Origin of the sequence: Polynucleobacter sp. MWH-Berg-3C6, from assembly GCF_018881855.1 — a bacterium.
Classification (GTDB): Bacteria; Pseudomonadota; Gammaproteobacteria; order Burkholderiales; family Burkholderiaceae; genus Polynucleobacter.
This window is the reverse complement of record NZ_JACVPN010000001.1, coordinates 136,289-155,630: the sequence shown is the minus strand read 5'-3', so window position 1 is coordinate 155,630 and position 19,342 is coordinate 136,289. Positions and strand designations below refer to the sequence as shown.

Here is a 19,342-nt window from a genome sequence, read left to right as displayed (position 1 = left end):
TCTCTTTATTCACAGAGCCATCTGACTTAGACGGCAATAAATATCCACAGAAGCATATTCGCTCTTGGTCTAGTAGCTAAAAGTAAGTAATTACTGACCCAAAACGTCTCATAAATCCAACAACTAAAAATTAAGTCCTTGATTTATATAGGTATTAATTTGGGGGCCTGCAAGCACTTTTAGGCCAGTTCCCACCCGTTTTACCATCAATCAAGGACTTAGAGCACCATCCCAAAAAAGTTTTGCACAGAGTTATCCACAGGCTAGCTTTCTGAAAGGGGCTTTTTAATTCAGCTAAAGTACTGAGCTTATGTACTCAATCTTACTATCCGCTGGCTGGCCTATTTGGCCTCTTCTACTGATTTCCATTATTGGCCTAGCTATCGTATTAGAGCGTAGCTGGTATTTACGCCAAATTCACATATTCCCCAAAGACTGTTTAGAAACCGCATTTAGTCTTTGCAATCAAATGCTTAAAGACAATAAGCCCTCAGATGCTCAAATCACTGAGCTAGCTCAACTATCTCCAGCAAGCCCCTTACTGGCCTGCGTTTTAAAAGAGAAACTCAATGGCAGCAGTTCTGAAACGGCACTAGAGGAACTCCAAGCAGTAGCACAGATGACTTGGTTCAAATTGGATCGCTATCTTGGTATTCTGGCAACGATTGCCACCATCGCACCCTTATTAGGTTTATTTGGCACTGTCGTTGGCATGATCGAAATCTTTGGTAGTCAAGGTGCGATCAATGGCGCTGGCAGTCCACAACAACTGGCCCACGGAATTTCAGTTGCGCTCTACAACACTGCATTTGGATTACTGATTGCTATTCCTGCACTAGCAGCATGGCGAGGATTGCGTGCGCTTGCAAATGAGCGTCAACGTGAATGTGAAGAGTTCACGCGTCAGTTATTTAAAAAGCTCTACTCTCACCAATAATGAGTTGGTTAAGCCTGCGCTCGTCAACGAAGAGAAGTTTTTCTCTAGGAAGCACGCCAGTTTCTGCTGAACCAGAAATCAACCTCATTCCCTTTATTGATGTTTTGTTAGTAGTGCTGATCTTTTTGATGATCTCTACTACCTTTACCCGCTATCAAGAATTAGCGATTACCTTGCCAACTGCTAATGGCAGCGAGAGCGTGGCAGACAATAAACAAGTGCATATTGCTGTCAGTCGTGATGGTCGCTTTGCGATCAACGGTAAGGTCACTGATCGCAGCGGGCTTAGTGGCGCTTTAACGCAACTCAGCAATCAAAGCGGAAGTAAAGATGGCGGCAGCAATATTCAAGTCAATATTGATGCCGATGCCAGAGCGCCGCACCAAGCCGTGATGAGCGCTCTAGAGGCTGCGCGTGATGCCAATCTATCGAATATCGTATTTAGTAGCCAAACCAAAAAGTAAGCCCAGAGAAAATCACTTTCATCATGGCAAGTTCTTTTTTCCGTAAAGCCCCCAAATTTTGGGAAAGACGCGGACCTACCGCTCTCGTGCTTTGGCCACTGTCTTGGATTTATGGCTTAGCTCTACGCATACGCAAACTCATTCAAGATTTAGGGCTAAGTCATCGTCAAGCCGCGCCCGTGCCCATCATCATCGTTGGCAATATTCGGGTGGGCGGTACAGGCAAGACGCCCATTGTGATTGCGCTTGCGCAGCGCTTGGCGCAACTCGGATGGAGGCCAGGCATTATCAGCCGAGGTTATGGGTCTACTCAGACATCCCCCACACAAGTTCTTAGTGACTCAGATCCGCTGCAGGTTGGTGATGAACCTGTACTGATTGCCAAGCGCACTCATGATCAATTTCCGATTTGGGTTTTTGCTAAACGTCAGCAAAGCATTAAAGCAATGCTCAAACAATCGCCTGAAGTGAATGTCATCATCAGTGATGATGGCTTACAACATAGCGGTCTACCCCGTTGGCCCGCAAGAGAAGGTGGGCGTGATATTGAATTTGTAGTGCGCGATGGTCGTGGCGAGGGCAATGGCTTTTTATTGCCAGCCGGCCCCTTGCGTGAATCTGCTGAGCGGGGACGTGATGCGACTTTATTTACTGAGCCAACTGGCAGTAATAAAGGGGGTTTATTAGAAGAGTATTTTGTTGGTCGCCGCGCATTTACCTTGCTGGGTACTTTAGATACCCCATACCAACTCAATCACCCAGACAACACCCAAACACTGGCGCAGATTACTAAGCAATATTTACCAGACCAAATTACTGGCATTGCCGCGCTTGGCAATCCCCAGCGTTTTTTTGATGCCCTCCAAAAACAAGGCATCACTGGCAAGTGGATGCCATTGCCAGACCATGCAAGCTATACCCAGGAATTTTTTAATGGCATCAAGGCTCAATGCATTCTGATGACTGAAAAGGATGCGGTTAAATGCAGCTCTATTAGCGATGAACGTATTTGGGTGGTGCCAATGAGCTTAAATCTACCTGATCACTTGGTAGACTGGATGCAATCAATTTTGCAGAGACCTGATCCCCATCGCTACAACCTGTAAAGCTGCTTTGGCGTTCAATTGATGAAAGCGCTAAACTGAGAACAATCATGGATAAACGTTTACTCGAAATTTTAGTTTGCCCTTTATGCAAAAGCCCTTTGCATTTAGATGCTGCCAAACATGAACTGATTTGCAAGGCTGATCGTCTGGCTTACCCCATTCGTGATGATGTGCCGGTCATGTTGGTAGATGAGGCGCGCCCTCTTAATACCAATGAAGTTCTCTAAAGAATTGATCAAAGATCTTCTGGTATGAGTACTCATCACAATTTAAGTAACACGCCAGATTTTTTAGTCGTCATCCCAGCCAGACTGGGATCAACCAGATTGCCCCGTAAACCACTGGCTGATATTGGTGGTAAACCGATGGTGGTTCGAGTAGCTGAGCGTGCTAAGCAATCACGTGCGCAAAGCGTCGTAGTTGCAACAGACTCCCCAGAGATTGCATCAGCTTGTAATGAACATCGTATTGAATGTTTGCTCACGAGCCCCGATCACCCTACTGGTACCGATCGTCTTGCTGAGCTTGCACAGTTACTCAAACTTCCAGCTAGCACCTTGGTAGTCAATGTGCAAGGTGATGAACCACTCATTCCGCCAGAACTCATTAATCAAGTTGCTCAAACTTTGGCGAGTAATGCTCAATGCGCTATCTCCACCATTGCAGTGCCTATTAGTGATCTATCTGAAATTGAGAACCCCAATGTTGTCAAAGTGGTACTGAATCGTGCGGGAGAGGCTTTGTATTTTTCAAGAGCGCCGATTCCGTATGTCAGAGATCCGCAAAGTACTCCAAAAACAGAGCATCTGCGCCATTTAGGCATTTATGCCTACCGAGCTGACTTTTTACAGGCATTTGCCCATTTAGAGCCCGCACCCCCAGAAAAAGCAGAAGCCCTAGAGCAGTTACGCGCCCTCTGGAATGGCTACCGAATCGCGGTTCATATCGCTACAGAGGCGCCTCCAGCCGGTGTAGATACTCCAGAGGACCTAGAACGGGTTAGGCGCTTACTGGGCTGCTAGGGCTCTCGGGGATAATCCTAGTCATTGGCTATCAAGCTTCCCAACAAAATACGGGACAATGACAGCTCTTCTAAGGGGAAAAACATGCGGTTGATTCTGCTCGGTGCACCTGGTGCTGGTAAAGGCACACAAGCTCAGTTTATTTGCGAGAAGTTTGCTATTCCACAAATTTCTACCGGCGACATGTTGCGCGCTGCGGTGAAAGCGGGAACAGAGCTTGGCGTTGCTGCTAAAAAAATTATGGATGCTGGTGGTCTTGTGTCTGATGAGATCATCATTGGCTTGGTAAAAGATCGCTTAACGCAACCAGATTGCAGCAAAGGTTATTTGTTTGATGGTTTCCCAAGAACCATTCCTCAAGCACAAGCCATGAAAGATGCTGGTGTGCCAATCGACTACGTACTAGAAATCGATGTGCCATTTGATGCCATCATCGATCGCATGGGCGGTCGTCGTGTTCACCCAGCCTCAGGTCGTACTTATCACATCAAATTCAACCCACCAAAAGTTGCTGGCAAGGATGATGTGACTGGCGATGATTTGATTCAGCGTGACGACGATAAAGAAGAAACTGTTCGTAAACGTCTACAGGTATATGACGACCAAACGCGTCCACTCGTTGATTACTACTCTTCATGGGCTGCTAAGGCCAATGCTGCAGATAAATTAAAAGCGCCTGCGTATCGCAAAGTGAGTGGTACTGGTAGCGTAGATAACATTACTGCTTCGATCTTCGCTGTATTGAAGTAATTGAATGAAGTAGTTAATTGAGGCAATAAAAAAGGACTGCATTGCAGTCCTTTTTCTTTTTAGCTTGACCAGTTTTACTTGAGCTCTTTGAGCGCACTCTCGAAAGACTCAATGTCAGCAAAGCTTCTATAGACCGAAGCAAAGCGGATGTAAGCCACCTTATCAAGACGCTTGAGCTCACGCATGACTAGCTCACCAACGCGCTCACTCGGGATTTCTTTTTCGCCAAGACTGAGTAGTTTTTCTTCGATCCGAGCAATCGATTCATCTACAGAATCTGATGAGACTGGGCGCTTTCTCAGAGCCAGCTTGATAGAGCCAGCCAGCTTATCGTGGCTGTACTCTACCCGGCTACCATTCTTTTTGACAATGGCCGGCAAGGCCAGCTCAACGCGCTCATAGGTTGTAAAGCGCTTATCGCATTTAGCACAACGGCGGCGCCGGCGAATGGTATCGCCTTCATCCGATACCCGAGTATCGAGAACCTGGGTATCGTCGTTATGGCAAAAAGGGCAGCGCAATGTGGGCTCTTTTCTTTAGAGTGTTAGATTAACTGTACACCGGGAAACGCTTGGTGAGCTCAGAGACTTGAGCGCGCACTTTAGCAATGTTTGCTTCGTCATTCGGGTTATCCAAAACATCCGCAATAAAGTTACCCACTTGTCTTGCTTCAGCTTCTTTAAAGCCACGCGTGGTCATCGCTGGTGAACCCAAACGAATACCGCTAGTCACCATTGGTTTTTCTGGATCATTTGGAATGCCATTTTTATTACAAGTAATGTGTGCCTCGCCTAATACGCGCTCAGCCTCTTTGCCAGTCATTTTCTTGGAACGCAAATCTACCAACATCACATGTGAATCTGTACCACCAGACACAATGCGCAGACCACGAGAGATCAAGGTCTCTGCCAAGGCCTTGGCATTAGCAATCACTTGCTTTTGATAATCCTTAAAGCTCGGTTCTTGCGCTTCTTTGAACGCTACCGCTTTAGCAGCAATCACGTGCATCAAAGGGCCACCCTGCAAGCCTGGGAAGACTGCAGAGTTAATGGCTTTTTCATGCTCAGCCTTCATCAAGATGATGCCGCCACGAGGACCGCGCAAACTCTTGTGAGTCGTTGAAGTGACGATGTCTGCGTGCGGCACTGGGTTTGGATACACACCAGCGGCGATCAGACCAGAGTAATGCGCCATGTCTACCATGAAAATAGCGCCAACTTCTTTTGCCAACTTACCAATACGCTCCCAATCGATTACAAGAGAGTAAGCAGATGCGCCAGCAATAATGAGTTTTGGTTTGTGCTCACGCGCTAAACGCTCCATTTGCTCATAATCAATCGCTTCGTTTTTATCGAGGCCATAGGAGATGGGATTAAACCACTTACCACTCATGTTTAATGCCATACCGTGAGTCAAGTGACCGCCTTCTGCCAAACTCATCCCCATGAAGGTATCGCCAGGTTTTAAGAATGCCAAGAACACTGCTTGGTTCGCAGATGCGCCACAATGGGGCTGAACGTTAGCAGCTTCAGCACCATAGAGCGCTTTAACGCGATCAATCGCCAATTGCTCAGCGACGTCCACAAATTCACAGCCACCGTAATAACGCTTGCCTGGATACCCTTCGGCATACTTATTGGTCAATTGGGAGCCCTGCGCCTCCATCACTGCTGGTGAGGTGTAGTTCTCAGAGGCAATCAGCTCAATATGGTCTTCTTGGCGCTTATTTTCCTTCTGGACGGCTTCCCACAACTGGGGGTCGGTTTTGGCTAAATTGTTTTGACGGTCAAACATGGTGATAATCCTGATGAAGTTGGATTGTTGAGTTAATTAACTTAGTAAAATCAACCTACATCATACAAAATCCACCATGACCACTACACAAGACCTCTCCTTTCTCTCCCTAATCCTCAATGCCAGCCTATTAGTCCAGCTGGTAATGTTGTTATTACTAGGGATGTCCATTGCCTCTTGGACCATCATTTTTAAGAAAACAGCGGTTTTGCGTGGGGTTAGACGCGATACAGAGCGCTTTGAGCGCGACTTTTGGTCTGGCAGAGACCTGAGCACCCTTTTTACGGCCGCTCAGCGTAATACTCGCAGCGCCGCCGTCCTTGAGCATATTTTTGAGGCGGGCATGCAAGAGTTCATGAAAGTTCGTGAAATTGATGCTGCTCGTCGTGCCATGAAAGCAACCTACCAACGTGAAATGGATATTCTTGAAGCGAACCTGCCTTTCTTAGCTTCCGTTGGCTCTGTGTCGCCTTACATTGGTTTGTTTGGTACCGTGTGGGGAATCATGCATGCCTTCCGCGGTTTAGCGAATGTTCAAAACGCGACCTTAGCAGCAGTGGCGCCTGGTATTGCTGAAGCGCTAGTCGCAACAGCGATTGGTTTGTTTGCTGCGATTCCTGCGGTGGTTGCTTACAACCGCGCCGCTACCGATGTCGATCGACTCTCGATTCGCTTTGAAACATTTATCGAAGAATTTACGAACATCTTGCAACGTCAAGGCTTAGGAAAATAAGCATGGCTGGATCCTCTCTAAGGAGAAGTACTAAACGTAGAGTCATGGCCGACATTAATGTCGTTCCATACATCGACGTGATGTTGGTGCTGCTCGTGATCTTTATGGTTACCGCACCAATGGTCAATCCTGGTGTTGTTAACTTACCGACCGTTGGTGGCGCTAAGGTGCAATCATTGCCACCCGTCTTTTTAACCATTGATGCCAATGAAAATGTCATCGTGCGCAAAGATGGTGAGCCTGTTCAGACGCTGAACCGCTTTGAGCTTGGTGCATTTGCTAGAGCGCAAGCAGAAAAGTCTGGCGACCAACCGGTGGTTCTGGCAGCTGACAAATCCATTAAGTACGAAGTGGTAATGGATGTGATGTCTAAGCTCAAAGAAAACGGTGTCAAGCTCGTTGGCCTTGCAGTCAAGAGTCAATAAGGCAAGGGTAGAGCTCTCTTTATTTGCCCATGAATAGCGCCCAAAGCTTACAACCAGATCTCCCTCCCTTTAAACGGGGGCGCCTCACAAAAGAAGAAAGTACGAAGCGTGCATTTAGTCTTTCACTGATTGCACATTTAGGTCTGGTCGCTTTTTTAGTAATCGGCATTAGCTGGAATAACAGCACCCCTTCTGGAGTTGAGGTAGAGCTGTGGGATTCTGTGCCGCAAGTACAAAGCACACCAGAACCAGAAATGAAAACGGTGGTCAAAGAAGAAGCTGCTGATATTGCGGTGAAGAAAAAGAAAGTAGAAAAAGAGCCTCCTAAAAAAGAAGCGGTGAAGGAAACCCCAAAGACGGTAAAGCCTCCTCCACCGAAGGAAAAGGAGCAGCCCAAAAAAGCTGAAGCTCCTAAAGCGCTCTCCCCAGCAGAAGTAAAAGCAAATGCTGCAGCTGAAAAAGTACGCGCAGATCAATTAGCTCGTCTTCGCGCAGCAGCAGGCGCTGAAGGTGGCAGTGGCGGTACAGTTGGCAGCGGTGTGGGTGGTGGCGGTAACGCGCCCCCAGGCTGGACCGATAAAGTCATTAAAAAAGTAAAGCCGCTCATTGTGTTTAATGCGGAATCAGTAAGTGGCAACCCTGCAGCAGTCATTCAGGTGACCCTAGCTCCTGATGGGGCCATTCTGAGCACTAGCGTCCTGACATCAAGCGGCAATTCCGCCTGGGATCGAGCTGTATTGTTAGCTCTATCTCGTGCAGAAAGCTTGCCAAAAGATGACAATGGCAAAATCCCACAACGGGAAGTAAAGCTGACCTTTAAACCTAAGGACTAATGCATGTTGCAGTTGATGAAAAGAATTGTTTTGAAATCGCAACTATTGATTGCAGCCGTCAGCGCTGTATTGATTGGCGCATCGACTCCAGCAGTAGCCCAAATGAATATCGAAATCACTGGTGTTGGCCAATCGCTTTATCCGATTGCGGTGATGCGCTTTAAAGATGAGCAAAAATTACCAGTCAACATTACTGAAATCATTCGCCAAGATTTAGCACGCAGTGGTTACTTTAAAAATACTGAAAATGGCAATGTTGTTGAAAGCGATGAAGGTACACCGAATTACAAATCTTGGGCTGCCCGCGGAGCAGATGCTTTAGTAGTGGGCTCTGTTGTGCAATCTGGTGGAACACAGTTTGAAATCCAATATAAATTATTTGATATTCGTAAGTCTGAAAGTTTGGGTGGCTTAAAGCTCAACTCCAGCGCTGACAATTTACGTGCAGTAGCCCACAAAATTGCTGATGACATTATTCTCAAATTATTGGGTGAACGCGGTGTGTTCTCGACCCGCCTGTCATATGTCATCAAGGATGGTAAGCGCTATCGCTTAGTGATTTCCGATGCGGATGGTCAAAATATTCGCAATGCCATGAATAGTGGCGAGCCCATCATCTCTCCATCCTGGTCGCCTGATGGCAAGAAAGTGGCTTATGTCTCTTTTGAAGATCGCAAGCCGGTCATTTATGTTCATGAGCTAGCAACTGGTCGTCGCATTGCCCTCTCCAATCAAAAGGGTAATAACAGTGCGCCAGCCTGGTCACCCGATGGTAGAAAGCTCGCTATCTCACTTTCAAAAGATGGCAATACCCAAATCTATAGCATTAATGCTGATGGCACAGGCTTACAGCGCTTAACGCGTGGTTACACCATTGATACCGAGCCACAGTACTCCGCTGATGGTCGCTACATCTACTTCACGAGTGATCGTGGTGGTAATCCACAAATCTATCGCATGAGTGCTGAAGGTGAACAAGCTGAAGGGGTGAAGAGAATTACCTTCAAGCAAGGTTTTGTAACTTCACCACGCATCTCTCCGGATGGAAAATATTTGGCCTACATCGCTAACATTGGTGGCGCCTACCGTCTCTATCTTCTGAATTTAGCAACTGGTGATGCGCAAGCTTTAACTGATGGTACAAGCGATGAGTCTCCTTCTTTTGCCGCTAACGGTCGCTATGTGCTCTACTCCACCAAAGTCAATGGCAAGCGCGTGCTAGCCGCTGTCTCTGTTGACGGAAACTCCAAACAGGTTCTCAGCATTCCAGGCTCTGACGTCCGTCAGCCATCCTGGGGTCCGTTTATGGATTAAGCGGATTAAGGTTTACTCGGCCCTAATCCATAAATCCTTTCTGGCATCCCCTTTTTAGGCGAAATCGTTACTTTTCATACTCTTAGAGGCATAATATTGGCTATAGGCTCAGATATTGACTGGGTTGTTTAGTTAGCTTGTAAGAAAAGGAAAGACCATGAAGATTTCTCTCGCACGCCGTGCTGCTACGTTTACCCTGATTGGGGCAACCGCATTGTTGCTAGCCGCTTGTTCTAGCGTGAAATTGGATGATGTTAATGGCGCTGGCGGTAGTGGTGGCAGCGGCAACTTTGGCTCACAGCCATGGAATGATCCAAAGAGCCCGCTCTTTGAGAAAAGTGTTTACTTTGGCTTTGACGAGTACACCGTGCAGACTAAATATCAAAAAATGTTATCTGCCCACGCAAGTTACTTAAAGGCGAACCCAGCTCAGAAAATTATCATTCAAGGTAACACTGACGAGCGTGGTACTGCCGAATACAACTTGGCACTCGGTCAACGTCGTTCAGATGCTGTACGTAAATCATTGAACTTGATGGGTGTATCCGATAACCAAATGGAAGCCGTCAGCTTTGGTAAAGAAAAGCCAAAAGTAGAGGGTGACAATGAAGCAGCTTGGGCAGAGAACCGCCGTGCTGACATCGTTTACATCACGAACTAAATGAAGATGCTTTTCTCTTCTGCAAAACAAACGCTCTCACGAGCGTTTTGTTTAAGTGCTGCGCTGATTTGCTTGGGTGCATCTAACAGCGCATGGGCACTCTTCTCTGATGATGAGGCGCGCAAGGCAATCTTAGATCTGCGCAAGACACTAGCCACGACCCAACTGGAGTTACAGGGCCAAATAGAAAAGCTCAAGGCAGACAATGCAGAGCTTCGCGGCAAGATTGAAGATCTAGAGAAGCAAAGCGAAGATATCAACTCTAGTCAAAAAACCTACTATCAAGATTTAGATAATCGTCTTGGTAATTTTGAGCCACGGACTGTCACGATTGAAGGCGTGAGTGGCACAGTTCAGCCCAATGAGAAAAAAGCCTATGACGACGCACTCAAAGCGTTTCAGGCAGGCAGCCTCAAAAAGGCCGATGAGAGCTTTACAGCTTTTGCAGCCAAGTTTCCGAAAAGTCCTTATCTGCCACTGGCTCTCTACTGGAGTGGCAATAGTAAATATGCCAATAAAGACTATGCTGGTGCAATTAACCAACTACAAAGTCTCATTAAAAAATATCCGAATCATCCACGTATTCCTGCAGCGATGGTCACTTTAGGCAATGCGCAATTAGAGAGTGGTAATAAAGCAGCTGCCAAGAAGACTTTTGGTGAGATCGTTGCCAAGTATCCCGATACTGAAGCAGCTAAAGATGCGCAGCAACTTCTGACTGCAATCAAGTAATCAATGTCTAAGTTGTCGGCAGCATTTCAGAATCTAGCACCACGCAAGCCTGGCGCCCCTGCCGTTATCTTATTTTCTGGTGGTCTAGACTCCACAACTGTTCTTGCTTTAGCCAAAGACCTAGGCTACTCACCATATGCACTTTCAGTGGGTTATGGCCAGCGCCACTCTTCTGAATTAGCTGCAGCTAAACATATTGCGAAACAAATTGGCGTCATTCGCCATGAAGTAGTCAATCTTGATCTCACGCGTTTTGGTGGCTCTGCATTAACAGATTCCTCTATTGCTGTTCCAACTACTCCAGGAAAAGATCAAGAGATTCCGATTACTTATGTGCCGGCACGCAATACGATTCTTTTGTCACTAGCTTTAGGCTGGGCTGAATCATTGGGTGGCTTAGATGTGTTCTACGGTGCCAATGCTGTGGATTACTCTGGCTATCCGGATTGCCGCCCTGAGTATGTTGCCTCTTTTGAGCACATGGCTAACTTAGCTACTAAAGCCGGTGTAGAAGCCATCAATGATCAGAATCGCTTCAGAGTACACGCACCCATCATCAACCTGACGAAAGCACAAATCATTGAGCTTGGCAGCACTATGGGCGTGGATTACTCACAAACAGTTTCTTGCTATCAAGCGAATGATTTAGGTGAAGCTTGTGGTGAATGTGAATCTTGTCGTCTAAGACAGGCAGGCTTTAAACAAGCCAATGTAAGCGATCCAACTCGCTACCGTAAGAATAAATAATCCAAAAAAACTAAAGCGCTAAATCCATAGGCCCTAGAGGCCTGATTTTGTCATGGTTGACTTGTTTTAAAAAGTGCATAATAATGCACTAAATTATGGGCAATTTATTATGACTATTACACAAACAATACACGCCAAAACTACTGTTAGCATGACGGACTTAAGGAGAAATCCTAGCAAAATCATGCAGATAGCCGGGGACCTACCAGTTGCGGTGTTAAACCACAATAAACCTGAAGCCTATCTTCTATCAGCTAAGGCCTACGAGGCTCTACTAGAATTAATTGATGACGTTTCACTGATTAAAACTATTCAATCCCGCAAAGGCGGAAAAACGGTAAAGGTTAAGCTTGACGATCTTTAATCTTGAGTTTCATGTACTTGCTTTAAAGGAATGGCAAAAGTTAGATCACTCTGTAAAAGATCAATTCAAAAAGCAGCTAGAAAAACGGCTCTCTAATCCAAGAGTGGTATCAGCCAAGCTCCATGGAGATCTAGACAACTTTTACAAAATCAAATTGAGAAGTGTTGGTTACAGACTGGTATATGAGGTAATTGACCACAAGCTTGTGGTTATGGTGATTGCAGTAGGCAAAAGAAATCAAGAAGCAGTTTATAAAAAAGCTGCTAGTCGAAAGTAACGCTAATTTATATTTAGCATGCGCGCCACATAACGCGCAATAAGATCAATCTCAAGATTCACAGCATCACCTTGTTGCAACTTACCCAAGGTGGTGCTTTGTAAGGTGTGTGGAATCAAATTGATGTCCACAATGCAAGCGCTTGGACTATCTTCTGTTTTATTGACTGTCAATGAAACGCCATTCACAACAATCGATCCCTTATAAGCTAGGAACGGGGCTAATTCTTTGGGCGCCTCAATGCGCAGCAGCCAAGAGCCATAGGCATCATTAGCTACTTGTGAAAAATGCGCCACTTTACCCACACCATCTACGTGCCCACTAACCAAGTGACCGCCCAGACGATCATTCAAACGCATTGCCTTCTCAAGATTTACAGGGCCTACTTTATCTAAGCCAACTGTTTTATTGAGTGACTCGCGAGAGATGTCTAAGGCAAATGTATTGTCTTTAAATTGCGTTGCAGTCATGCAAGCACCCTGAATAGCAATGCTATCGCCCAAGGTAACGTCATCCAAATATCCTGCTGGTACCTCAACTACCAATTGCATGCCATCGCCCTTCGCTTGAGCGCTTGTAATTTGACCAACAGCGGTAATGATTCCAGTAAACATGGGATGATTTTAGTTCTTAATTAATTGTGTAGCTGAATTTTTAATGAGGCGCAGTCTTAAATCAGAGCCGAACAAGGACTGATCAATGGCTTTCCAATTCTTGGGCGCATCTAATGTGGGCAAGATTGGTACATTTGCCATACCAACACCCTCGCCCATAAAAAATGGTGCGTAGTAAAGCAACAACTCATCAACGCAGTCTTCGCGAAGCATTGATCCATTGAGCTTGAAGCCAGCTTCAATATGAATCTCATTCATCTGCCGCTCTTGGGCCAAATACGAGAAGAGTTTGGGTAAATCCACCTTACCAAATGCATTAGCCATAGCAATCACTTCAATACCGCGCTCCTTAAAAGCTTTGGCCTTCTCACGATTACCAGGCGACTCTAATTCCGCACACACAATTAGAACGCCCGATTGATCAAGTTGATTGAGAATCTTGGAGTTTGGCGGTGTCTCTAATTTAGAGTCAATGATGATTCTCATCGGTTGACGCTGGGTGACGACATCTCTCACGTTTAATGAAGGGTCATCTTCTTTGACAGTGCCAACACCAGTAATGATTGCGCAAGCTTGTGCACGCCAGTGATGACCATCTGCTCTTGCTAACGGGCCAGTAATCCACTGACTCTTGCCATTGGGTAATGCAGTCTTACCATCGAGGCTAGCCGCGATTTTTAGACGCACCCAAGGAAGACCTCTTGTCATCCGCGAAACAAATCCGCGATTCAGTTCCTGGGCTTGGGCTTCTAATAGACCGCAATGCACTTCAATGCCAGCCGCTTTTAATCTTTCTAATCCCTTGCCAGCCACTAAAGGATTTGGATCACTCATCGCAGCAATCACTTTGGCAGGCCTTACGGCAATTAAGGCATCAACACAGGGCGGCGTTTTACCAGTGTGATTACAAGGCTCGAGCGTCACATAGATAGTGGAGCCTGCAGGATCTTTGCCTTTAGATTGCGCATCGGCCAATGCTTGCACCTCTGCATGGGCTGCGCCCACTTTTTGGGTAAAACCACGACCAATGATTTCGCCATCTTTGACAATGACACAACCTACCCGAGGATTAGGGTTGGATAAATAAAGTGCTTTTTGAGCCTCGGCCAAAGCCTCGCCCATAAACTGGTGGTCAACTGCGCTGTACATGCATCTATTAAACCATTCAATCCATTCACTGACAGCGCTTTGCATCTCTAGCCGGGTCACAGATTCTCCAGCGGCCCCCACTGCCCAAAATCAGCTGCCGCTCAAGACTGGGAGCCCTGTGGTGACCCAAGATCAGACGGTTAGCCACAAACCCGCCTTGGCCAGTTTTAGCAGCCCCAGCAGCATTAAACAAAATACCTCTTTTTTGAGAATGGGGATCTACAAACTGTTTGCCACCACCCTTGAAATAAATCGGATCTATCGCACCCTGAGAAAACCAATGCTGAGGGGTGCAGTTTGATTGCACCCTTTTAGCAATACAACCACTTTGGATAAGCCAGCCATTATCCCAACCACCTTGACTAGCTGGCGCTAACAACACTCGCTCTCCTAGATACAAAGCTTGCTGTCTCGCAAAATGCGCATGCGCAATAAATCGTCTTGCAACTGAATCGATTTCTCGGGCAGCAATTTGATTTTGTAGAAGTGGCATGGTGCTCATAGCAATGATGGCCACAATCACGATCACCACCATTAACTCGAGCAAGCTACCGCCAGAGGATTGATGATAATTATTCATCAAATGACTGTCGCCAATTTAAGCGTCTCGTAGTACCAGACTTTTCATCCAGAAAAACATGAACTTGTATTCTTGGTTTTTGTTTACTCGTAATTAACCAAATATTTTTGGAGATTGGCTGAATAAAACAATTATTTTCGCTTAATGCTGAAAGCGTACCGAGGTTTTGCTCACAATCTAATAGCGCTTTTTCTACAGCTATAAAATGTTGCTGTGCGAGTGCAATTGTTTTGACTTCAATGATGCGCAATGCAGTCAAGCGCTCCAGATGAACTATCAAAGAGACGCAGAGAAGCAATAATGAGAGTACCCAAGCCAAAATCATGGCAGATTTCTAGTGCTAAAGGTACGCATTAGGTCTAGGTTTAATAAGGCCCCATCGGTCATTTGCAGACTCACCTGATAGAGTTTTTGTGTAGGTGATTTTTCTGAGGTATTCATCTCTTCGATCGCTAAGTAGTTCACACCGTTCATCAGGGTTGTGTTTTGTAAACGACCTTGCCGATCGAGTGATTGGCAAATTAACGATCCGCCATTTACTTTTGCACCTTTTGCAATTCCGGCTTGTCTATCTACCAAAAATCCTTGGCGTGCTAGCCCATATTTTGTGCGCTCTTTCGTTAACGCATTACCAATGCAATCAAAATCGATTGCACTAGAGATCTCATGGTGAACCGTAACAGAATCAGACCCTCGAAATCCGGATTTTTTCTGAACCAAAATCCATTGCTCTGCTTGTTTGTACCGCTGCTGAGAATCAATATTGCGATAACCAGCCATTCTGATAGCACGCCCAATGAGCTCAAATGCACGCTCAGCTTCGGCGGTGAGCGATTGTCTTTTTTCATATTCGATTTGTTTGGCCACTAAATCAGCGCTTGTTTTGAGAAGGGGGTTGAGCAGCAGCATGCTGAGTGCGATGGCGACGAGACATTCGAGAAGATTCATGGTTTTGGCCTTTGGTGTTTGTGCTGCCCCTTAGCCTGAGTTGCTCACCAACTTCAAAAGCATCAAACTCTCTTCTGAGTTGAGTTCTTTTACTTTCTACTTGAGCAGTGCGTAAGGCTAAGTTTTGATAAGCACCAAGCAAAGCCATCCACGAGCCCAAAATTAGACTCATGGCCACAATGACCTCCAATAAAACAAAGCCTTGGGAACCTTCCATTTGATGATCTGAAAGGTCTCTATAGGTAACTTGGCATGGCAGGCGCATTGAGGCATTTTCAGGGGGTCTGTAGGCCGTTAAAAGGCATTACCAAAGCTCTTGCTGTCCGAAAGCCGGCATATTCTTGTAGGACCTAACAGCAATTGCCTGCTCAGCTTAAAATAGAGGGCTATGCCAAATACCCTCGCCTCCACAGAAGAAATCATTGCCGACCTGCGCGCCGGCAAGATGGTCGTTCTCGTTGACGAAGAAGATCGTGAAAATGAGGGCGATCTTGTTCTGGCAGCCGATCACGTCACAGCTGAAGCAGTCAATTTCATGGCCAAGCATGGTCGCGGCCTGATTTGCCTCACCCTTACTCGTGAGCGTTGCCAGCAATTAAACCTGCCACTCATGGTGCGCGATAACGGCACCTCGATGGGCACCAATTTCACAGTCTCTATTGAAGCTGCTTCTGGAGTCACCACTGGCATCTCTGCTGCAGACCGGGCTTTAACGATTAAAACTGCTGTCGCTCCCAATGCTAAGCCCAGCGATTTAGTACAACCTGGCCATATCTTTCCTTTGATGGCTCAACCAGGTGGTGTACTGATTCGCTCAGGTCACACAGAAGCCGGTTGCGATCTTGCCGCAATGGCTGGTTGCTCACCCACTTCCGTGATTTGCGAAATCATGAAAGATGATGGCAGCATGGCTCGTCTGCCAGACCTTCTCGAGTTTGCTAAAGAGCATCAACTCAAGATTGGCAGCATCGCTGATTTGATTAAGTACCGCAGCCAACACGAAAGTATCGTGGTGCGCGAAGGTGCCCGTGAATTTATTACGCCTTGGGGCAAGTTCGAGGGGATTATCTATCGCGACACTCCAAGCTCATGCGTACATATCGCCTTGGTGCATGGCAAGCCATCTGAAACTCAAGAGACATTAGTGCGAGTTCACGAACCGGTAACAGTATTGGATTTCTTGGACTCGCAGGTCAGCAATCATTCCTGGCCGCTCGTGCAAGCACTGCAACAAATTGCTGCCGCTCCAGCGGGTGTTGCAGTGCTTCTGAATGCTGCAGGTATCGCAGCCCCGAATGATCAGGATTGGTTAGCGCAGTTTCAAAAACTTAATCAACCTAAAGATGCTGTGAAAAAACCGTTGTCACGTAAAACGGATTTCAGAAGCTATGGCATCGGCGCTCAAATTCTGAAAGATATTGGTGTTGGCAAAATGCGTTTACTTGCCAATCCAAACCCAGTACCAAGCTTATCTGGCTATAAGCTAGAAGTGACAGGCTACCAACCTTATAAACCAGCTACCCCGTAAACTCTTCAGTAACTTCTTTAGAAAAACATCATGACTAGCTCTCACAATGACTTTGTAGGCGTACTCGAAGCAGACCTCAATGGTCAAGACCTTCGAATTGGCATTGTGCAAGCGCGCTTTAATGAAGAGCATTGTGTAGCTCTCACTAATGCCTGCATTGAGGAGCTCATTGCTTTAGGAGTTGCGCAGGCTGATATCAAACTGGTTACCGTGCCTGGTGCACTGGAGATTCCATTTGCACTCCAAAAACTGGTTGAGACTGGTGAGTTTGATGGCTTAGTAGCTTTAGGCGCTGTGATCCGCGGTGAAACCTATCACTTTGAACTCGTCTCCAACGAATCTGCTGCAGGCATTACACGCATCTCGATTGACTCAGGTCTGCCAATCGCAAATGGCGTGTTGACCTGCGATACCGATGAGCAAGCGCAAGTGCGCGTGCAAGTTAAAGGTGCTGATTGCGCTAGAGCCGTAGTAGAAATGGCGAACCTGGCTTTAGCACTCACCCCCGATATTGATATCGAAATCAACCCCAGCGAAGAAGAGTAATTATTCTCATGCCTAAACCTAGCCTTAACTCTTCTAGTCCTGCAGCCACAAAGGAAGTCAAGTCAGTAGCCCCTAAGCGCTCGCTTACTCCGCGTCGTCGCGCTCGGGAATATGCTTTGCAAGGCGTCTACCAAAGTCTTGTGGTGCGTCGCGCAGGTAGCTTGCCTAATAGCGCAGCGATTGCCAAACAATTGGCTGAAGATCCAGCGTTTCGTCGCTGCCAACTTGATTTGTTCCAAGGTATCTTTGAAGGCGTTTTAGATCGTGCAGATGAATTAGAAGCGCTTATCACACCAGCATTAGATCGCCCAATCAATGAACTCTCTCCGGTAGAGCACGCTGCACTCTTAATTGGTACTTATGAATTAGCGGCAGATCTTTCTGTACCCTACAAAGTTGCGATCAATGAAGCAGTAGAGTTAGCCAAAACCTTTGGCGGTACCGATGGTCACAAGTATGTGAACGGTGTACTGGATCTGCTCGCTCAAACATTACGTAGCGCTGAGACCAAAGCAAGTTAAAACACGTAGCTTGATTTAGCTGCCAGGACTTACTTTTTCCGGTAAACCAAATCCCAGACACCATGCCCTAGTTTGATGCCACGGGTTTCAAACTTGGTAATGGGTCGATACGATGGTCTTTCAACATAACCCAGATGCTCTGAACCCAGTTGCTCAAGTGAGGGCTTAAATTCATTCGCAATTTCACCTGGCTTGGCAGCATCTTCGTTGGTAAAGGTTTCTACTTTGACTCTATTAGTCGAAGTATTTTGCAAATCAGCCTGGGCATTCAAGACCAGTAGCATCTGCTCGGCGTAGTTATGCCAATCGGTTGCCAGATGAAGATAGGCGCCTGGTTTTAATTTAGAGATTAATAAATTCACAAATGGTTCTTGAATCAGGCGACGCTTGTGATGGCGCTTCTTATGCCAAGGGTCTGCAAAATAGATATGAATGCCATCCAAAGAGTTTGGAGCAATCATTTGCTCCAAGACCTCAACTACATCGTGACGTATGAGACGCACATTAGTGAGATTGTTCTCGCCAATGAGTTTGAGAAGCGCACCTACGCCAGGCGTGTGGACTTCAATTGCTAGAAAATCGTCTTCGCGGCGCAGCCCCGCAATCTTTGCGGTCGTCTCCCCCATACCAAAACCAATTTCTAAAATTTTGGGGTTTGTCGAGCCCTTGAATGCAGTCTTCAGATCAAGTAGCTGATTCTGAAAAGGAATGAGATATTGTGGGCCAAGCTCATCAATGGCGCGCTGCTGTCCAGAGGTTGTCCTGCCGGCCCTCAATACAAAGGAACGAATGCGCTCAGTTCTCAGCATTATTTAAACTGAATTCCAGGCGTACTCCAGCCAGCAGAACGATAAGCAAAAACAATCTCTGTCAACACAATGCACAGAGAAGTCATAAAAGAAATTAAACCCAACACAAAGGTCCAGATGACATAGGTTGTTTGCATAGAGCGGACAGCACCAGCTTGAAAGAAAAAGAGCTCTAGAACTGTTAAGGAAATAAAAACGCCACTTAGAACAACAAAAAAGATTGCCGCCGTACAAAGACGTCCACGCATCTTTGCCTCCTGAGCCTCTTTAGTGAGATGTAGAAGAGCTTCCTGATCTTTTACATCCCCTTGGTAAATCAGCCTCTGAATGGCTCGCATCCGATCGACTGTTCTAGCTAGGCGAGTAGAGATCGCATTGATCATAGTAGCCACTGCAGTGAGTAAAAAGACTGGTGCCAGTGCTAGCTGAATATTATTGGTAATTGCGTCAATTGATGAGTCCATCTTGGGTTCCGTATTCTCTAGATT

Annotated in this window: 28 protein-coding genes; 18 read left to right on the top strand and 10 right to left on the bottom strand. The window is 46.4% G+C overall.

The window, feature by feature from the left end; translation table 11 throughout:
- The first annotated feature begins 310 nt into the window (after nucleotides 1–310).
- The 6 genes from ICN13_RS00810 to adk all read left to right on the top strand — a co-directional run bounded on the left by ICN13_RS00810 (nucleotide 311) and on the right by adk (nucleotide 4,279).
- A complete protein-coding gene (locus ICN13_RS00810) occupies nucleotides 311–937 on the top strand; it encodes a MotA/TolQ/ExbB proton channel family protein (RefSeq protein WP_216138205.1) in 627 nt (208 codons plus the stop codon).
- Nucleotides 937–1,401: a biopolymer transporter ExbD gene (locus ICN13_RS00805; protein WP_216138203.1), complete on the top strand. Its 465-nt coding sequence runs from the start codon at nucleotides 937–939 to the stop codon at nucleotides 1,399–1,401. The genes ICN13_RS00810 and ICN13_RS00805 overlap by 1 nt, the downstream gene beginning before the upstream one ends.
- Nucleotides 1,402–1,424: 23 nt before the next feature.
- Nucleotides 1,425–2,507 (top strand): tetraacyldisaccharide 4'-kinase, encoded by a 1,083-nt coding sequence (gene lpxK, locus ICN13_RS00800; protein WP_216138195.1) that lies wholly within the window; start codon nucleotides 1,425–1,427, stop codon nucleotides 2,505–2,507.
- 47 nt (nucleotides 2,508–2,554) lie between these two features.
- Entirely contained in the window at nucleotides 2,555–2,734 is a 180-nt protein-coding gene (locus tag ICN13_RS00795) for a Trm112 family protein (RefSeq protein WP_216138193.1), read from the top strand.
- Between the two features lie 24 nt (nucleotides 2,735–2,758).
- A complete protein-coding gene (gene kdsB, locus ICN13_RS00790) occupies nucleotides 2,759–3,529 on the top strand; it encodes a 3-deoxy-manno-octulosonate cytidylyltransferase (RefSeq protein WP_216138185.1) in 771 nt (256 codons plus the stop codon).
- 84 nt (nucleotides 3,530–3,613) lie between these two features.
- Nucleotides 3,614–4,279, top strand: a complete 666-nt coding sequence (adk, locus tag ICN13_RS00785) for an adenylate kinase (protein ID WP_216138183.1) — start codon at nucleotides 3,614–3,616, stop codon at nucleotides 4,277–4,279.
- Between the two features lie 74 nt (nucleotides 4,280–4,353).
- Here the strand turns inward: adk and nrdR are convergent, their stop codons facing one another.
- Entirely contained in the window at nucleotides 4,354–4,800 is a 447-nt protein-coding gene (nrdR, locus tag ICN13_RS00780) for a transcriptional regulator NrdR (RefSeq protein ID WP_087908982.1), read from the bottom strand.
- A gap of 28 nt (nucleotides 4,801–4,828) precedes the next feature.
- Complete coding sequence (gene glyA / locus ICN13_RS00775) at nucleotides 4,829–6,073, bottom strand: serine hydroxymethyltransferase (RefSeq protein WP_216138181.1); 1,245 nt, start codon at nucleotides 6,071–6,073, stop codon at nucleotides 4,829–4,831.
- Nucleotides 6,074–6,149: 76 nt separating this feature from the next.
- Between glyA and tolQ the strand changes: the two genes are divergently transcribed.
- The 9 genes from tolQ (at nucleotide 6,150) to ICN13_RS00730 (ending at nucleotide 12,159) form a co-directional block, all read left to right on the top strand.
- Complete coding sequence (gene tolQ / locus ICN13_RS00770; RefSeq protein WP_216138178.1) at nucleotides 6,150–6,806, top strand: protein TolQ; 657 nt, start codon at nucleotides 6,150–6,152, stop codon at nucleotides 6,804–6,806.
- Nucleotides 6,807–6,808: 2 nt separating this feature from the next.
- On the top strand, nucleotides 6,809–7,231 hold the full coding sequence (locus ICN13_RS00765) for an ExbD/TolR family protein (protein ID WP_216138176.1): 423 nt from the start codon (nucleotides 6,809–6,811) through the stop codon (nucleotides 7,229–7,231).
- 29 nt (nucleotides 7,232–7,260) lie between these two features.
- Nucleotides 7,261–8,064 carry an energy transducer TonB gene (locus tag ICN13_RS00760; RefSeq protein ID WP_216138175.1) on the top strand — a complete coding sequence of 268 codons (804 nt, stop codon included), beginning with the start codon at nucleotides 7,261–7,263 and terminating at the stop codon, nucleotides 8,062–8,064.
- Between the two features lie 3 nt (nucleotides 8,065–8,067).
- Nucleotides 8,068–9,378 (top strand): Tol-Pal system beta propeller repeat protein TolB, encoded by a 1,311-nt coding sequence (gene tolB, locus ICN13_RS00755; protein ID WP_216138173.1) that lies wholly within the window; start codon nucleotides 8,068–8,070, stop codon nucleotides 9,376–9,378.
- Between the two features lie 157 nt (nucleotides 9,379–9,535).
- Nucleotides 9,536–10,039 carry a peptidoglycan-associated lipoprotein Pal gene (gene pal / locus ICN13_RS00750; protein WP_216138171.1) on the top strand — a complete coding sequence of 168 codons (504 nt, stop codon included), beginning with the start codon at nucleotides 9,536–9,538 and terminating at the stop codon, nucleotides 10,037–10,039.
- Complete coding sequence (ybgF, locus tag ICN13_RS00745; protein ID WP_216138169.1) at nucleotides 10,040–10,771, top strand: tol-pal system protein YbgF; 732 nt, start codon at nucleotides 10,040–10,042, stop codon at nucleotides 10,769–10,771.
- A gap of 3 nt (nucleotides 10,772–10,774) precedes the next feature.
- Complete coding sequence (gene queC / locus ICN13_RS00740) at nucleotides 10,775–11,518, top strand: 7-cyano-7-deazaguanine synthase QueC (protein ID WP_216138168.1); 744 nt, start codon at nucleotides 10,775–10,777, stop codon at nucleotides 11,516–11,518.
- A gap of 109 nt (nucleotides 11,519–11,627) precedes the next feature.
- A complete protein-coding gene (locus ICN13_RS00735; RefSeq protein WP_087908974.1) occupies nucleotides 11,628–11,882 on the top strand; it encodes a type II toxin-antitoxin system prevent-host-death family antitoxin in 255 nt (84 codons plus the stop codon).
- Nucleotides 11,869–12,159, top strand: a complete 291-nt coding sequence (locus ICN13_RS00730) for a type II toxin-antitoxin system RelE/ParE family toxin (RefSeq protein ID WP_216138166.1) — start codon at nucleotides 11,869–11,871, stop codon at nucleotides 12,157–12,159. Before ICN13_RS00735 ends, ICN13_RS00730 begins: the two co-directional genes overlap by 14 nt.
- Before the next feature lie 2 nt (nucleotides 12,160–12,161).
- Here the strand turns inward: ICN13_RS00730 and ICN13_RS00725 are convergent, their stop codons facing one another.
- The 6 genes from ICN13_RS00725 to ICN13_RS00700 are packed head-to-tail and all read right to left on the bottom strand — an operon-like array spanning nucleotide 12,162 to nucleotide 15,715.
- Nucleotides 12,162–12,773 carry a riboflavin synthase gene (locus tag ICN13_RS00725; protein WP_216138164.1) on the bottom strand — a complete coding sequence of 204 codons (612 nt, stop codon included), beginning with the start codon at nucleotides 12,771–12,773 and terminating at the stop codon, nucleotides 12,162–12,164.
- Nucleotides 12,774–12,782: 9 nt separating this feature from the next.
- On the bottom strand, nucleotides 12,783–13,922 hold the full coding sequence (ribD, locus tag ICN13_RS00720; protein WP_216139241.1) for a bifunctional diaminohydroxyphosphoribosylaminopyrimidine deaminase/5-amino-6-(5-phosphoribosylamino)uracil reductase RibD: 1,140 nt from the start codon (nucleotides 13,920–13,922) through the stop codon (nucleotides 12,783–12,785).
- A gap of 25 nt (nucleotides 13,923–13,947) precedes the next feature.
- Complete coding sequence (locus ICN13_RS00715; protein ID WP_255533974.1) at nucleotides 13,948–14,502, bottom strand: GspH/FimT family pseudopilin; 555 nt, start codon at nucleotides 14,500–14,502, stop codon at nucleotides 13,948–13,950.
- A complete protein-coding gene (locus tag ICN13_RS00710) occupies nucleotides 14,495–14,827 on the bottom strand; it encodes a hypothetical protein (protein ID WP_216138162.1) in 333 nt (110 codons plus the stop codon). The genes ICN13_RS00715 and ICN13_RS00710 overlap by 8 nt, the downstream gene beginning before the upstream one ends.
- Nucleotides 14,824–15,450, bottom strand: coding sequence for a hypothetical protein (locus ICN13_RS00705; protein WP_216138160.1), 627 nt, complete (start codon nucleotides 15,448–15,450; stop codon nucleotides 14,824–14,826). The genes ICN13_RS00710 and ICN13_RS00705 overlap by 4 nt, the downstream gene beginning before the upstream one ends.
- Complete coding sequence (locus ICN13_RS00700) at nucleotides 15,374–15,715, bottom strand: hypothetical protein (protein ID WP_216138158.1); 342 nt, start codon at nucleotides 15,713–15,715, stop codon at nucleotides 15,374–15,376. The genes ICN13_RS00705 and ICN13_RS00700 overlap by 77 nt, the downstream gene beginning before the upstream one ends.
- Nucleotides 15,716–15,838: 123 nt before the next feature.
- Between ICN13_RS00700 and ribBA the strand changes: the two genes are divergently transcribed.
- The 3 genes from ribBA to nusB are packed head-to-tail and all read left to right on the top strand — an operon-like array spanning nucleotide 15,839 to nucleotide 18,045.
- Nucleotides 15,839–16,978 carry a bifunctional 3,4-dihydroxy-2-butanone-4-phosphate synthase/GTP cyclohydrolase II gene (gene ribBA, locus ICN13_RS00695; protein ID WP_216138156.1) on the top strand — a complete coding sequence of 380 codons (1,140 nt, stop codon included), beginning with the start codon at nucleotides 15,839–15,841 and terminating at the stop codon, nucleotides 16,976–16,978.
- 30 nt (nucleotides 16,979–17,008) lie between these two features.
- A complete protein-coding gene (gene ribH / locus ICN13_RS00690; RefSeq protein ID WP_087908968.1) occupies nucleotides 17,009–17,524 on the top strand; it encodes a 6,7-dimethyl-8-ribityllumazine synthase in 516 nt (171 codons plus the stop codon).
- 8 nt (nucleotides 17,525–17,532) lie between these two features.
- On the top strand, nucleotides 17,533–18,045 hold the full coding sequence (nusB, locus tag ICN13_RS00685) for a transcription antitermination factor NusB (protein WP_216138154.1): 513 nt from the start codon (nucleotides 17,533–17,535) through the stop codon (nucleotides 18,043–18,045).
- A gap of 29 nt (nucleotides 18,046–18,074) precedes the next feature.
- Here the strand turns inward: nusB and trmB are convergent, their stop codons facing one another.
- Together trmB and ICN13_RS00675 are read right to left on the bottom strand one after the other, a co-directional pair.
- Nucleotides 18,075–18,854 carry a tRNA (guanosine(46)-N7)-methyltransferase TrmB gene (gene trmB / locus ICN13_RS00680; protein WP_216138152.1) on the bottom strand — a complete coding sequence of 260 codons (780 nt, stop codon included), beginning with the start codon at nucleotides 18,852–18,854 and terminating at the stop codon, nucleotides 18,075–18,077.
- Nucleotides 18,854–19,318: a DUF2721 domain-containing protein gene (locus ICN13_RS00675; protein WP_216138150.1), complete on the bottom strand. Its 465-nt coding sequence runs from the start codon at nucleotides 19,316–19,318 to the stop codon at nucleotides 18,854–18,856. Before ICN13_RS00675 ends, trmB begins: the two co-directional genes overlap by 1 nt.
- Nucleotides 19,319–19,342 lie beyond the last annotated feature (24 nt).

Bases quoted from the DNA above. Each gene is read 5' to 3' on its own strand.
- trmB (WP_216138152.1), bottom strand. From the start codon at position 18,854: ATGCTGAGAACTGAGCGCATTCGTTCCTTTGTATTGAGGGCCGGCAGG.
- ICN13_RS00735 (WP_087908974.1), top strand. From the start codon at position 11,628: ATGACTATTACACAAACAATACACGCCAAAACTACTGTTAGCATGACG.
- ICN13_RS00805 (WP_216138203.1), top strand. From the start codon at position 937: ATGAGTTGGTTAAGCCTGCGCTCGTCAACGAAGAGAAGTTTTTCTCTA.
- ribD (WP_216139241.1), bottom strand. From the start codon at position 13,922: ATGTACAGCGCAGTTGACCACCAGTTTATGGGCGAGGCTTTGGCCGAG.
- adk (WP_216138183.1), top strand. From the start codon at position 3,614: ATGCGGTTGATTCTGCTCGGTGCACCTGGTGCTGGTAAAGGCACACAA.
- ICN13_RS00700 (WP_216138158.1), bottom strand. From the start codon at position 15,715: ATGCGCCTGCCATGCCAAGTTACCTATAGAGACCTTTCAGATCATCAA.
- kdsB (WP_216138185.1), top strand. From the start codon at position 2,759: ATGAGTACTCATCACAATTTAAGTAACACGCCAGATTTTTTAGTCGTC.
- ICN13_RS00760 (WP_216138175.1), top strand. From the start codon at position 7,261: ATGAATAGCGCCCAAAGCTTACAACCAGATCTCCCTCCCTTTAAACGG.
- ICN13_RS00795 (WP_216138193.1), top strand. From the start codon at position 2,555: ATGGATAAACGTTTACTCGAAATTTTAGTTTGCCCTTTATGCAAAAGC.
- lpxK (WP_216138195.1), top strand. From the start codon at position 1,425: ATGGCAAGTTCTTTTTTCCGTAAAGCCCCCAAATTTTGGGAAAGACGC.
- queC (WP_216138168.1), top strand. From the start codon at position 10,775: ATGTCTAAGTTGTCGGCAGCATTTCAGAATCTAGCACCACGCAAGCCT.
- ICN13_RS00725 (WP_216138164.1), bottom strand. From the start codon at position 12,773: ATGTTTACTGGAATCATTACCGCTGTTGGTCAAATTACAAGCGCTCAA.
- tolB (WP_216138173.1), top strand. From the start codon at position 8,068: ATGTTGCAGTTGATGAAAAGAATTGTTTTGAAATCGCAACTATTGATT.
- pal (WP_216138171.1), top strand. From the start codon at position 9,536: ATGAAGATTTCTCTCGCACGCCGTGCTGCTACGTTTACCCTGATTGGG.
- ribH (WP_087908968.1), top strand. From the start codon at position 17,009: ATGACTAGCTCTCACAATGACTTTGTAGGCGTACTCGAAGCAGACCTC.
- ICN13_RS00710 (WP_216138162.1), bottom strand. From the start codon at position 14,827: ATGATTTTGGCTTGGGTACTCTCATTATTGCTTCTCTGCGTCTCTTTG.
- ribBA (WP_216138156.1), top strand. From the start codon at position 15,839: ATGCCAAATACCCTCGCCTCCACAGAAGAAATCATTGCCGACCTGCGC.
- nusB (WP_216138154.1), top strand. From the start codon at position 17,533: ATGCCTAAACCTAGCCTTAACTCTTCTAGTCCTGCAGCCACAAAGGAA.
- tolQ (WP_216138178.1), top strand. From the start codon at position 6,150: ATGACCACTACACAAGACCTCTCCTTTCTCTCCCTAATCCTCAATGCC.
- ICN13_RS00715 (WP_255533974.1), bottom strand. From the start codon at position 14,502: ATGAATAATTATCATCAATCCTCTGGCGGTAGCTTGCTCGAGTTAATG.
- ICN13_RS00810 (WP_216138205.1), top strand. From the start codon at position 311: ATGTACTCAATCTTACTATCCGCTGGCTGGCCTATTTGGCCTCTTCTA.
- glyA (WP_216138181.1), bottom strand. From the start codon at position 6,073: ATGTTTGACCGTCAAAACAATTTAGCCAAAACCGACCCCCAGTTGTGG.
- ICN13_RS00765 (WP_216138176.1), top strand. From the start codon at position 6,809: ATGGCTGGATCCTCTCTAAGGAGAAGTACTAAACGTAGAGTCATGGCC.
- ICN13_RS00705 (WP_216138160.1), bottom strand. From the start codon at position 15,450: ATGAATCTTCTCGAATGTCTCGTCGCCATCGCACTCAGCATGCTGCTG.
- ybgF (WP_216138169.1), top strand. From the start codon at position 10,040: ATGAAGATGCTTTTCTCTTCTGCAAAACAAACGCTCTCACGAGCGTTT.
- ICN13_RS00675 (WP_216138150.1), bottom strand. From the start codon at position 19,318: ATGGACTCATCAATTGACGCAATTACCAATAATATTCAGCTAGCACTG.